Source organism: Mangrovicoccus sp. HB161399 (assembly GCF_013184745.1).
Classification (GTDB): Bacteria; Pseudomonadota; Alphaproteobacteria; order Rhodobacterales; family Rhodobacteraceae; genus Mangrovicoccus.
The window spans coordinates 108,412-120,989 of sequence record NZ_JAATVU010000003.1 but is presented as its reverse complement, the minus strand read 5'-3'; the positions used below and the strand labels follow the sequence as shown (position 1 = coordinate 120,989).

The window sequence follows — 12,578 nt, the reverse complement described above, 5'->3', positions numbered from 1 at the left end:
GATCTGTATGACAGCCTTTACCGGAAAACGGCGGGAAGCCAAAGCGAAAGTGCCGGGACATATGTGACCAGGATCAGCGTCGCGAAGGCGGCGAAGTAGAACGGCCAGATCGTGCGCATCGCCTGGCCGATGCCGATGTTGCCGACGGCGCAGCCGACGAACAGCACCGAACCGACCGGCGGCGTGCACAGGCCGATGCCGAGGTTGAGGATCAGGATGATGCCGAACTGCACCGGATCGACGCCGAAGGCCTGGGCCACGGGCAGGAAGATCGGCGTGGTGATCACGATCAGCGGGCTCATGTCCATGAAGGTGCCGAGGATCAGCAGGCTGACGTTGATCAGCAGCAGGATCACGATCGGGTTGTCCGAGAAGTTCTGCAGGAAGGCGACCATCGAGGCCGGCACCTTCAGGAAGGCCAGCAGCCAGCCGAAGGCCGCGGCGCAGCCGATCACCAGCAGCACCATCGCGGTGGTGCGCACGGCAGCCAGCGTCGCCTCGACGAAGTCGCTCCAGCTGAGCGAGCGGTAGGCGAAGAGCGTCACCGCCAGCGCATAGACCACCGCGATGCAGGAGCTTTCCGAGGCGGTGAAGATGCCCGAGCGCACGCCGCCGAAGATGATGGCGACGAGGATCAGCCCCGGCACGGCCGAGAGGAACAGCGCGCCCAGCATCTTGCGGCCCGGGAAGGCCTCGGTCGGATAGCCGCGGCGCTTTGCCACGAACCAGGCGGCCATCATCAAGCTCAGCGCCAGCAGGAGGCCCGGCACGATCCCGGCGGTGAAGAGATCGGCGATCGACAGGCGGCCGCCGGCGGAGATCGAGTAGATGATCAGGTTGTGCGAGGGCGGCAGCATCAGCGCGATGATCGACGACGTGACGGTGACGTTGACCGCGTAGTCGGTGTCGTAGCCGCGCTTCTCCATCTGCGGAATCATCAGCCCGCCGATGGCGGAGGCATCCGCCGCGGCCGAGCCCGAAATGCCGCCGAAGAGGCAGGAGGCGAGGATGTTCACCTGTCCCAGCCCGCCCCTGAGATGTCCGACCATGGCGCCCGCGAGCGCGACCAGCCGCCGCGCGATGTCGCCGCGGACCATCAGCTCGCCGGCATAGATGAAGAACGGGATCGCCATCAGCGCGAAGACCGAGACGCCGGAATTCAGCCGCTGGAACACGATCACCGGGGGCAGGCCCATGTAGAGCACGGTGAAGAAGCTGGAGACGCCGAGGCAGAAGGCCACGGGCGTGCCGATCAGCAGCAGGAAGGTGAAGCTTCCGAAGAGGATCCAGAGTTCCATGTCAGTCAGTGCTCCGCCGTGTCGCCGAAGCGCGAGGTGGGAAGGCCGGCCGCGCGGCGGGCGAGCCGCTCGACCGAGAAGAGGACGACCAGGATGCCGCCCGAGATGATCGGCAGGAAGGCGACCGAGCCGGAGAAGCCCAGCGACGGGATGGTCGACCCGGCGGTCTTGGCGGCCAGCTGCCAGCCATAGACGACCATGCCGATCCCGAAGGCGGTCACGACCACGTCGGAAATCGAGTAGAGCACCAGCTTCGCCCGGTCCGGCAGCAGGTACAGCAGCACCTCGAAGCTCAGGTGGTACCCCTCGCGGATGCCGACCGCGGCGCCGAGCAGGATGAACCAGCCCATCACCAGGATCGCCGCCGGCTCGGTCCAGACGAGGCTGTCGTTCAGCACGTACCGGAAGAACACCTGGGCGGCGATCATCGCGGTCATCAGCACAAGCCCGATGCCCGAGATCCACAGCCCGATCCGGGCTACGACCCCGGTAAACTTTGCAATCTTATCCATCCCCTGCCCCTTCAAGCGGTTGGGCCGCCCGCGCGGGGCGGCCCGTCAAGGCTCACTCGGTGGCCTGGATGCGTTCGACGAGATCCTTGAGCTTGTCGGAGGTGACATGCTTCTCGTAGACCGGCTTCATCGCCTCGATGAACGGAGTCTTGTCGATGTCGGTCACGACCTCGACGCCGGCATCCAGCACCTTCTGCTCGGACTCCGCCTCGCGCTCGGCCCACATCTCGCGCATCAGCGGCACGCTGTCCTTGGCGGCCTGGCGCACGGCCTCCTGGTCCTCGGGGCTGAGCTTGTCCCAGCTGGTCTTCGACATCACCAGCACTTCCGGCACGATCAGGTGCTGGTCGAGCGTGTAGTACTTGGCGACCTCGAAATGGCCGGAGGATTCATAGGAGGGCCAGTTGTTCTCGGCCCCGTCGATCACGCCGGTCTGGATCGAGGAATAGACCTCGCCATAGGGCAGCGGCGTGGCATTCGCGCCGAGCGCGGAGACCATGTCGACGAAGATGTCGGACTGCATGACGCGGAACTTCATCCCCGCCAGGTCGGCCATCGAGGTGATCGGCTTTTCCGAGTTGTAGAAGCTGCGCGAGCCGCCGTCATAGAAGGCCAGGCCGACCAGGTCGTGATCCCCGAAGGCCGCGAGGATCTCGTCGCCCACCGGGCCGTCCATCACGTGGTGCATGTGATCGACGGACCGGAAGATGTAGGGCAGCGAGACGACCTGGGTCTCTTCGATGATGTTGTTGAACGGACCCATCGAGACGCGCAGCATGTCGATGACGCCGAACTGGGTCTGCTCGATCGTGTCCTTCTCCTCGCCGAGCTGGGCGGAGGGGAAGACTTCGATGCACAGGCGGCCGCCGGTGCGCTCTTCGAGCATCTTGCCCATTTCCTGCACCGCGACGACGGTCGGGTAGCCTTCGGGATGGGTGTCTGCGGAACGCAGCGTGGTCTCGCAGGCAGTGGCGGCGGTTGCGAGCGCGGAGCCGGCCAGGAGCGCGGCAGTCAGTGTCAGTTTCATGGTCTTCCTCCCCTTTGAAACTGGTGGATGCAGCGCCGGAAGGGAGCACTTGCTCCCTCTCCCTCCCGGCCCTGCGGATCAGGTCAGGCCATAGGCATCCTTGGCCAGGTTGTAGGTCAGGTCGGTCGCGACCTCGAAGGCGTCGGCCTCGCCGAGGCGCCCGGTGGCGACCAGCCCCGCCAGGTAGCTGCAGTCCGAACGGCGCGCGACGTCATGGCGGGCCGGGATCGAGCAGAAGGCCCGGGTGTCGTCGTTGAAGCCAGCGGTGTTGTAGAAGCCGGCCGTTTCCGTGGTGGCCTCGCGGAACCGCTTGATGCCTTCGTAGCTGTCATGGAACCACCAGGGCGGCCCGAGGCGCAGGCAGGGATAGACGCCCGCCAGCGGCGCCCATTCGCGCGAATAGACGGTCTCGTCCAGCGTGAAGAGTAGCACGCGCAGCTTCGGCTCCATGCCGACCGCGTTCAGCAGCGGCGAGAGGCTGCCCACGTAGTCGGTGCGGCCCGGGATGTCGAAGCCCTTGTCGCGGCCGTGCTTTTCGAACACGCCCTTGTGGTGGTTGCGGCGGCTGCCCGCGTGGATCTGCAGGGTCAGGCCGTCCTCGAGGCTCATCCGCGCCATCTCGGTCAGCATCTGGCCGCGGAAGGCATCGGCCTCCTCGGCAGTGCAGGTCCCGGCCAGCGCCTTCTGGAACAGGGCGGCGGCATCCGCCGCGGACAGGTCCTCGGTGCGTGCCGAAGGGTGCCCGTGGTCCGACGCGGTCGCGCCGCCGAATTCCTTGAAATAGGCGCGGCGCGCACGGTGGGCGTTCAGGTAGCCCTCCCAGGTCGCCGCGTCCTCGCCCGTCAGCGCGCCGAGCTGCTCGACATTGCCGGCGAAGCCCTCGAATTCCGGATCGACCGCGGCGTCAGGACGGTAGGTGGTGATCACCTTTCCGCCCCAGCCCGAGGCGGTGATGGCCTTGTGCCATTTCAGGTCGTCGAGCGCGCCCTCGGTGGTCGAGAGCACCTCGATGTTGAACCGCTCGAACAGCGCCCGCGGGGTGAAGTCGGGGGTCGCCAGCTTGGCGTCGATATGTTCGTAATACTCGTCCGCGGTGGCGGCGGAGAGCGGCTTGTCGAGGCCGAAGACGAACTGGAAGGAATGGTTGAGCCACATCGCCGAGGGCGTGCCGCGGAACAGGTGGAAGTTCTCGGCGAAGAGCCGCCAGATCTTGCGCGGATCGGTTTCCGTCTCGCCGCCGTCGACGCGCGGCACGCCCAGATCGGTCAGCGGAATGCCCTGGCTGACCAGCATGCGGAAGACATAGTGGTCGGGAATAACGAAAAGCTCGGCCGGGTTCGGGAAGCGCTCGTTCTCGGCGAACCAGCGCGGGTCGCAATGGCCGTGCGGCGACACGATCGGCAGATCCGCCACGCTTTCGTACAGGCGGCGCGCAAGGCCGCGAAGGCCGGGCTCTGCCGGGAAAAGGCGGTCGGGATCGGTCAGGCTCATCTTCTGCCCCTTTGAATCGGATCTTCTAGCTAGCTAATATGCTAGTCTGACAGTTGTGTCAAAGCGTGAATGATGTATGCTGGCCGCGACAGGATGCAGCCGGACCGCCATGCCAGACACGATCGCCCCTCTTTCCGCCATTCAGACGGCCACGGCCACGGACCAGGTGTTCGAGGCGCTCTACCATGCGTTGATCACCTTCGGACTGCCGCCGGGCACCAAGGTGTCCGAGGCCGAGATCGCCAAGCAGCTGGGCGTCTCTCGGCAGCCGGTGCGCGACGCGTTCTTCCGGCTTTCGCAGCTCGGCTTCCTGTCGATCCGGCCGCAGCGGGCGACGCTGATCACCAAGATATCCGAGCAGGGCGTGCACCAGGCGGCCTTCATCCGCGCCGCCTTGGAGGCGGCCTGCATCCGCGACGCGGTGAAGACCATCACCGGGGCCGACCTGGCCGAGCTCGACACGCTCCTGGCCCGCCAGAAGCTGGCGATCGAGACCGGCCCGCGCAGCGTCTTCCACGAGCTCGACGACCTCCTGCACAAGCGGATCTGCGAAATGTCCGGCCACGGCTACGCATGGTCGCTGATCCAGGAGCAGAAGGCCCATATCGACCGGGTGCGCTTCCTGTCGCTCTCCTTCGGCCAGCAGAATGCCTTCGACCAGCATGTCAGCATCGTCGATGCACTGCGCGCGCGCGATGCCAATGCCGCCGAAGCCTGCCTGCGCGACCATCTGAGCCGCATCCGGAACATCCTGCCCGTGGTACGTTCCGAGCATCCCCAGTATTTCGAGGACCCCGACCAATGACCCGCTTTCTCGCGATCGGCGAATGCATGATCGAACTGTCGCCGACCCCCGACGGAACCTATGCAATGGGCTTCGCCGGCGACACCTTCAACTCTGCGTGGTACGCGAAGAAGCTCGGGGGGCCGGATCTGGAGGTCGCCTATCTTTCGGCGATGGGCGATGACGGCCCCTCCGCGCAGATGGCCGCCTTCATGGACTCCGCAGGAGTGATCCCCGAAATGGCGGTGCGCAAGGGCGGAACGGCCGGGCTCTACATGATTTCGCTGAAGGACGGCGAGCGCAGCTTCTCCTACTGGCGGTCGGCCTCGGCGGCGCGGACGCTGGCGGACGATCTGGAGCGCCTGCCGGCCTCGTCCGGGGACATGGCGCTGTTTTCCGGAATCACCATGGCAATCCTGCCGGAGGCCGGGCGGCGGCGGCTGCTCGAAGTGCTGGCCGGGGCCCGCGCCGCAGGCGTGCGGATCTGCTTCGACCCGAACCTGCGGCCGCGGCTCTGGGCTTCGACCGAGGACATGTGCCGCTGGGTCAGCGAAGCGGCCAAGGTCGCCGACATCGCGCTGCCGTCCTACGAGGACGAGGCCGATTTCTTCGGCGATGCCTCGAAGCGCGCAACGGCAGACCGCTACGCGGCCGCGGGAGCTTCGCTGGTCGTCACCAAGGACGGGCCGGAGCCGGTGCTGATCCTGGAGAACGGCGCCGAGACGCTGGTGCCGCCGCAGATCGTGGCCGAGATCACCGACACGACCGCGGCCGGGGACAGCTTCAATGCCGGGTTCCTGACGGCGCTGCTGCGCGGCGCCTCCCCGGCCGAAGCCGCCGATGCCGGCTGCCGCGTGTCGGCACAGGTGGTGACCAAGCGCGGGGCGCTGGTCGATATCGACCTTCCGGGCCTCAAGGTCCCGGCCTGATCCCCCTCACCCCGGCCCTCTCCCCGGCGGGGAGAGGGAGTGCGCCCCGGGCCGGGCGGGGGTGAGGGTGCGGGAGAGGGCATCCCTCTCCTGCCCGCGTCTCAGGCAAAGCACTCCTCAGGCAGCACGGCGACGGCTTCGGACCCGCCGGTCACAGCGTCGCGGCGCGACATCGCCTCCGGGAAGATCTGGCCGCGGAAGAACTCCGCCAGCCGGATCCGGCCCAGCGTCTCGCCCGCATCCATGCCGGATTTCAGCGCCGCGCGATGCGCGCCGTAGCCCATCTGCCAGCCGCCCAGGGCCACGCCGAAGGCATGCAGCACGTTGACCGCCGCCGCGTTCTGCAGCGCGGGCTCGTCTTTCATGGCGAGAAGCCAATCGACCAGCTCGGAGACGATCTCCGCCCCGGTGTCGATCATCTCCGCCATCGCCGCCCAGTCGGTCTGGTTGCCCTGCGTGCCCCGCACGGCCTCGGCATCGGCGCGCATCTGGGCAACGATCTCGCCTGCCGCCCTGCCGCCGTCGCGGGTGATCTTGCGGCCCACCAGATCCAGCGCCTGGATGCCGGTCGTACCCTCGTAGATCGTGGTGATCCGCGCGTCGCGGTAGAACTGCGCCGCGCCGGTCTCCTCGACGAAGCCCATGCCGCCATGGACCTGCACGCCCATGTTCGCGACATCCACGGCCATCTCGGTGCCCCAGCCCTTCACGACCGGGATCATCAGGTCGACGCGCCGCTGGTGATAGGCCTTCGCCTCCGCATCCGGATTGCGCGCCGCGTGATCGAGCGAGGCCGCGGCCAGGCAGGCCAGTGCACGGGCTGCCAGCGTCCTGGCGCGCATCGCGCCGACCATGCGGCGCACGTCGCCATGGCCCAGGATCGGATCGCCCGCCTGCCCGCCCGACGGCGTGCCCTGGCGGCGTTCCCGCGCATAGGCCAGCGCCCATTGGTACGCATGCTCCGCCACGCCGATGCCCTGAACGCCCACGTTCAGGCGGGCGTTGTTCATCATGGCGAACATGTATTGCAGCCCCTTGTTGGGCTCGCCGATCAGCCAGCCGGTCGCCCCGCCCTTGTCGCCGAACGCGAGCGTGCACGTCGGCGAGGCGTGGATGCCGAGCTTGTGCTCGATCGAGACGCAGCGCACGTCGTTTTCGGTGCCGTCGGGCATGAATTGCGGCACGAGGAAGAGCGAGATCCCCTTCACCCCGGCCGGCGCATCGGGCAGCCGCGCCAGCACGAGGTGGATGATGTTGTCGGTCAGGTCATGCGTGCCGTAGGTGATGAAGATCTTCTGCCCCGAGACCAGGAAATGATCGCCCTCGGGCTCGGCCCTGGAACGGATGGCGGCAAGATCGGACCCGGCCTGCGGCTCGGTCAGGTTCATCGTGCCGGTCCATTCGCCGGAAACGAGCTTCGGCAGGTAGGCTTCCTTCAGCGCGTCGGACGCATAGCCTTCCAGCGCCTCGATCGCGCCTTGCGTCAGCATCGGGCAGAGCTGGAAGGACATGTTGGCGCCCTGGAACATCTCCTGGATACAGGTGTTCACCGCCTGCGGCAGGCCCATGCCGCCATGCTCGGGGCTGGCCGAGGGGCTGTTCCAGCCCATCTCGACCAGCCGGCCATAGGCCTCCTTCCAGCCCGCGGGCGTCGTCAGCTTGCCGTCGGCGAACTTCAGCCCTTCCAGATCGCCCGAGCGGTTCAGCGGCGCCAGCACCTCGCCCGCGAACTTCCCCGCCTCCTCGAGTATCGCGGCCACCGTGTCCGGGGTCGCATCCTCCAGCCCCGGCAGGGCCGCGAGCGCGTCGAGACCGCAGAGTTCCTCGAGGATGAACTGCATGTCTTTGAGAGGGGCGGAATAGGTCATGGGAGGATCCTTTTCACTCGGGACCGGGTCAGAACGATTTCTGGATGAAGGCCCTCAGCTCGCCGATCACGCCGCGGCGGAAGCTGAGCACGCAGATCACGAAGATCACCCCCAGAACGACCGGGACCCATGCCGAAAGCGGACCAGAGGCCAGCAGATTCTGCAATGCGACGATGATGCCCGCGCCCACGGCCGGGCCTGCGATCGTGCCCACGCCGCCGAGCAGCGTCATCAGCACCACCTCGCCCGACATGTGCCAGTGCGCGTCGGTCAGAGAGGCCAGCTGGAACACTACCGTCTTCAGCGCGCCGGCCAGGCCCGCGAGCGTCGCCGAGAGCACGAAGGCCTGCAGCTTGTAGCGGTCGACATCGTAGCCGAGCGAGACCGCGCGGGGCTCGTTGTCGCGGATCGCGCGCAGCACCTGTCCGAAGGGCGAATGCACGGTGCGCGCGATCAGCCAGAAGGCGGCGAGGAAGATCGCGAGGGTGAAATAGTACATGGCCATGTTGTCCTGCAGGTCGACCATGCCCAGGAGCGTGCCGCGCGGCACGCCCTGGAGGCCGTTCTCGCCGCCGGTGAAGGGTGCGGAGATGAACAGGAAATAGGCCATCTGGGCGAGCGCCAGGGTGATCATGGCGAAGTAGATGCCCTGCCGCCGGATGGCGAGCATGCCGGCTGCGAGCCCCATGATGCCGGCCGCGGCGGCGCCGGCGAGCAGGCCCAGCTCGGTCGGCAGGCCCCAGACCTTGATCGCGTGGCCGGTGATGTAGGCCGCGCCGCCGAAGAACGCGGCATGGCCGAAGCTCAGGAGCCCGCCGAAGCCGAGGATCAGGTTGAAGGCGCAGGCGAAGAGCGCGAAGCACAGGAACTTCATCAGCAGCACCGGATAGAGGAAGAACGGTGCGATCAGCAGAAGCACGAGGGCGACGGCATATCCGAGTTTCGTGGTCATGGCGTCCTCCTCACGCGGTCCGGCCGAACAGGCCGGCGGGCCGCAGCACCAGCACCACGGCCATGACGAAGAAGATCACGGTGGCCGAGGCCTCGGGCCAGAACACCTTGGTCAGACCCTCGATCAGCCCCATGGCGAGCCCGGTGACCACCGCGCCCATGATCGAGCCCATGCCCCCGATCACCACGACGGCGAAGACGACGATGATCAGGTTCGAGCCCATCAAGGGCGAGACCTGGGTGATCGGCGCGGCCAGCACGCCGGCGAAGGCCGCCAGCCCGACGCCGTAGCCATAGGCCAGCGTGGTCAGGAGCGGCACGTTCACGCCGAAGGCCTGCAGGAGCTTCGGGTTCTCGGTGCCCGCGCGCAAATAGGCGCCGATCTTGGTCATCTCGAAGATGTACCAGGTCACGCCGCAGGCGATCAGCGAGGCGACGACGACCCAGCCGCGGTACCAGGGCAGGAACATGAAGCCCAGGTTGATGCCGCCCGTCAGCGCCTTCGGCGTCGGATAGGGCTGGCCGGAGGCGCCGAAGAGCTTGATGAAGACGCCCTCGATCACCAGCGCCAGGCCGAAGGTCAGCAGGAGCCCGTAGAGATGGTCGACCCCGGCAAGGCGACGCAGCAGGAAGCGTTCGAGCAGCATGCCGAAGCCGCCCACCAGCACCGGCGCGGCGAAGAGCGCCACCCAGTAGTTCAGCCCGAGGAAATGCGCCAGCGCCCAGGCGGCGAAGGCGCCGAGCATGTAGAGCGCACCATGGGCGAAGTTCACGATGTTGAGGAGTCCGAAGATCACCGCCAGGCCCAGCGACAGGACGGCGTAGAAGGCTCCGTTGATGAGGCCCAGCAGCAGCTGCCCGAAGAGCACCTGCGGCGGAAAGCCAAGTAGGTCTGTCAGCATGGCGTCATCCCGTCCCGGTCAGGCGGCCCCCCGCAGGCGCGGAGGGCCGGAAGGTTCATTTCGTCGGGCAGGTGCTGTCCGAGAGGGGACCGTAGGCTTCCTCGCCGGGGATGGTGCGGACGATCTCGTAATAGTCCCACGGGCCTTTCGACTCGGCAGGCGACTTCACCCGCGCCAGGTACATGTCGTGGACCATGCGGCCGTCGGAGCGGATCGTGCCGCCCTTGGCGAAGAAGTCGTCGATCGGCCGGTCGCGCATCCATTCCATGACGGTGTCGGTGTCGTCGCTGCCTGTCGCCTCGATCGCCTTGAGGTAGAAGCTGACGGAGGAATAGACCCCGGCCTGCACCATCGACGGCATCTTGCCGGTGCGCTCCATGAACTTCTCGGACCAGGCGCGGGTCTCGTCATCCATGTCCCAGTAGAAGCCGGTGGTCAGCTGGATGCCCTGCGCGGTCTCCAGCCCCAGCGCGTGGACATCGGTGATGAACATCAGGAGCGCCGCGATCGACTGGCCGCCCGCGACAAGGCCGAACTCGTTCGCCGCCTTGATCGCGTTCGTCGTGTCGGCGCCGGCATTGGCGAGGCCGATCACCTTGGCGCCGGAAGCCTGGGCCTGCAGCACGAAGGAGGAGAAGTCGGAGGCCGGGAACGGGTGGCGGATCGAGCCAAGCACCTTGCCGCCCGCCCCCTCCACGACCTTCGTCACGTCGGCTTCCAGCGCCTGGCCGAAGGCATAGTCGGCGGTCAGGAAGTACCAGGTGTCCCCGCCCTCGGCCACGACCGCCTTGCCGGTGCCGTTCGCCAGCGCGGTGGTCGAATAGGTGTAGTGGATGCCCGAGGGGATGCAGGCGTCGTTGGTCAGCGGCGAAGAGGCCGCGCCGGAGACCAGCACCACCTTGTTCTGCTGCTTGGCGATCTCGTAGACGGCCAGCGCGGTCGAGGTGGTGACGAGTTCCGCAAAGCTGTCGACCTGCTCGGCCTCGCCCCATTCGCGCGCCTTGTTGGCGGCAATGTCGGCCTTGTTCTGGTGGTCGGCGGTGACCAGCTCGATCGGCGCGCCGGCGACGGTGCCGCCGAAATCCTCGATCGCCATCTCGGCGGCAGCGACGGCACCCGGGCCGGCGAGATCGGAATAGGTGCCCGACATGTCGGTCAGGAGGCCGATCTTGACCTTGCCGTCGGAAATCTCCGCAGAGGCGGCCGAGGCCATGGCCAGGGCGGACGCGCCGAGCGCGAGCGTTTTCAGGGTTTTCATGTGTCTCCTCCCAGTGACGTTTTTCCCGCGCCGTTCAGACGCTGAGGTATTCCTCGAAGACATGCGCCTTCGTTTCCAGCTCGCCGGCCTCCACGGTCTCGGCGATGTGGCCGTGGTCCATGATGAAGTGACGGTCGGCGAGCGGGGCGGCGAAACGGAAGTTCTGCTCCACCAGAACGATCGTGTAGCCGCGGGTCTTCAGCACGCCGAGCACGTCGGCGAGCTTGTCGACGATCACCGGGGCGAGGCCTTCGGTGATCTCGTCGAGCAGCAGGATATTGGCGCCGGTGCGCAGGATGCGCGCCATGGCGAGCATCTGCTGCTCCCCGCCCGACAGCCGCGTGCCGGGGCTGCGGCGGCGCTCGGCAAGGTTGGGGAACATCTCGTAGAGTTCCTCCACCGTCATGCCGCCGCCGGCCACGACGGGGGGCAGCAGCAGGTTCTCCTCCACCGAGAGCGAGGCGAAGATGCCGCGCTCCTCCGGGCAGTAGCCGACGCCGAGATGGGCGATGGCATGGGGCGGACGGGCGATGATCTCCTCGCCCTTGAGCCGGATGGACCCTGTGCGCTTGCCGATCAGCCCGACGATGGAGCGCAGCGTCGTGGTCCGCCCGGCGCCGTTGCGGCCCAGCAGCGTGACCAGCTCGCCCTGGTAGACGGTCAGGTCGATCCCGTGCAGCGCATGGCTCTCGCCGTAATAGGCATGCAGGTCGGAAATGTGGATCTCGGCGATCCGCTCGGCGGCATGGGCGCCGCCGATCTCGTGGTTGTGGCCCGAGACCGCGTTCATGCCGCCCTCCCCATGTAGGCTTCCTTGACGCGCGGGTCGGAGGAGACCTCCTCGTAGGTCCCCTCGGTCAGGATCGCGCCGCGCTGGAGCACGGTAATCCGGTCGCAGAGAGCCGAGACCACGCCGAGGTTGTGCTCGACCATCAGCACGGTGCGCGACTTGGCGACCTCGCGGATCAGCTCGGTGATGCGCTGCACGTCCTCTCGGCCCATGCCCTGGGTCGGCTCGTCGAGCAGCATCAGCTTCGGCTCCTGCGCCAGGGTCGTGGCGATCTCCAGCGCGCGCTTGCGCCCGTAGGCCATCTCGTGGACCTCGGTTTCGGCGTAGCGCTCCAGCCCGACCATCGTCAGCAGCTCCATCGCCCGCTCGTCGAGCACGCGCAGGGATTTCTCCGAGCGCCAGAAATGGAAGGACGTGCCCAGCTCGCGCTGCAGGGAAACCCGGACGTTTTCCAGCGCCGTCATGTGCGGGAAGACGGCCGAGATCTGGAAGCTGCGCACCATGCCCATGCGGGCGATCTGCGCGGGCTTGGCGCGGGTGATGTCGCGCCCGTCATAGGTCATGGTCCCGCGGGTCGGCTGGTGGACCTTGGTCAGCAGGTTGAAGACCGTGGTCTTCCCCGCGCCGTTGGGGCCGATCAGGGCGTGGATGTCGCCGGTCCTCACCTTCAGGGTGACGTTGTCGACCGCGGTGAAGCCGAGGAAATCCTTCGACAGCCCGTCGGTGACGAGAATATGCTCTTCGCTCATGGGAAATCCGTGTCTGCGG

General features: G+C 67.2%; 12 protein-coding genes. 2 read left to right on the top strand and 10 right to left on the bottom strand.

Annotated elements, in window-relative coordinates:
• Positions 1-17: 17 nt before the first annotated feature.
• From HCC78_RS02830 to uxaC, 4 genes are all read right to left on the bottom strand, one after another.
• Complete coding sequence (locus HCC78_RS02830; RefSeq protein WP_172327223.1) at positions 18-1,298, bottom strand: TRAP transporter large permease; 1,281 nt, start codon at positions 1,296-1,298, stop codon at positions 18-20.
• 5 nt (positions 1,299-1,303) lie between these two features.
• Complete coding sequence (locus HCC78_RS02825; RefSeq protein ID WP_172327222.1) at positions 1,304-1,810, bottom strand: TRAP transporter small permease; 507 nt, start codon at positions 1,808-1,810, stop codon at positions 1,304-1,306.
• A gap of 52 nt (positions 1,811-1,862) precedes the next feature.
• A complete protein-coding gene (locus HCC78_RS02820; RefSeq protein ID WP_172327221.1) occupies positions 1,863-2,837 on the bottom strand; it encodes a TRAP transporter substrate-binding protein in 975 nt (324 codons plus the stop codon).
• Positions 2,838-2,915: 78 nt separating this feature from the next.
• A complete protein-coding gene (gene uxaC, locus HCC78_RS02815; RefSeq protein WP_172327220.1) occupies positions 2,916-4,328 on the bottom strand; it encodes a glucuronate isomerase in 1,413 nt (470 codons plus the stop codon).
• A gap of 109 nt (positions 4,329-4,437) precedes the next feature.
• On the opposite strand from uxaC, the gene HCC78_RS02810 reads away from it, so the two are divergent.
• Both HCC78_RS02810 and HCC78_RS02805 read left to right on the top strand, forming a co-directional pair.
• Complete coding sequence (locus HCC78_RS02810) at positions 4,438-5,133, top strand: GntR family transcriptional regulator (RefSeq protein ID WP_172327219.1); 696 nt, start codon at positions 4,438-4,440, stop codon at positions 5,131-5,133.
• Complete coding sequence (locus tag HCC78_RS02805) at positions 5,130-6,041, top strand: sugar kinase (RefSeq protein WP_172327218.1); 912 nt, start codon at positions 5,130-5,132, stop codon at positions 6,039-6,041. The genes HCC78_RS02810 and HCC78_RS02805 overlap by 4 nt, the downstream gene beginning before the upstream one ends.
• Before the next feature lie 101 nt (positions 6,042-6,142).
• Here HCC78_RS02805 and HCC78_RS02800 read toward each other — a convergent pair whose 3' ends face one another.
• Genes HCC78_RS02800 through HCC78_RS02775 form a run of 6 tightly spaced genes read right to left on the bottom strand, consistent with a single transcriptional unit; the run spans position 6,143 to position 12,559 of the window.
• Positions 6,143-7,909, bottom strand: coding sequence for an acyl-CoA dehydrogenase (locus HCC78_RS02800; protein ID WP_172327217.1), 1,767 nt, complete (start codon positions 7,907-7,909; stop codon positions 6,143-6,145).
• Between the two features lie 28 nt (positions 7,910-7,937).
• Positions 7,938-8,861 carry a branched-chain amino acid ABC transporter permease gene (locus HCC78_RS02795; protein WP_172327216.1) on the bottom strand — a complete coding sequence of 308 codons (924 nt, stop codon included), beginning with the start codon at positions 8,859-8,861 and terminating at the stop codon, positions 7,938-7,940.
• A 10-nt stretch (positions 8,862-8,871) separates the two neighbouring features.
• Positions 8,872-9,762: a branched-chain amino acid ABC transporter permease gene (locus tag HCC78_RS02790; protein WP_371743768.1), complete on the bottom strand. Its 891-nt coding sequence runs from the start codon at positions 9,760-9,762 to the stop codon at positions 8,872-8,874.
• A 55-nt stretch (positions 9,763-9,817) separates the two neighbouring features.
• On the bottom strand, positions 9,818-11,020 hold the full coding sequence (locus HCC78_RS02785) for an ABC transporter substrate-binding protein (protein ID WP_172327215.1): 1,203 nt from the start codon (positions 11,018-11,020) through the stop codon (positions 9,818-9,820).
• 34 nt (positions 11,021-11,054) lie between these two features.
• Positions 11,055-11,753, bottom strand: coding sequence for an ABC transporter ATP-binding protein (locus HCC78_RS02780; RefSeq protein WP_371743771.1), 699 nt, complete (start codon positions 11,751-11,753; stop codon positions 11,055-11,057).
• 53 nt (positions 11,754-11,806) lie between these two features.
• A complete protein-coding gene (locus HCC78_RS02775) occupies positions 11,807-12,559 on the bottom strand; it encodes an ABC transporter ATP-binding protein (RefSeq protein WP_172327213.1) in 753 nt (250 codons plus the stop codon).
• Between the last annotated feature and the right edge of the window lie 19 nt (positions 12,560-12,578).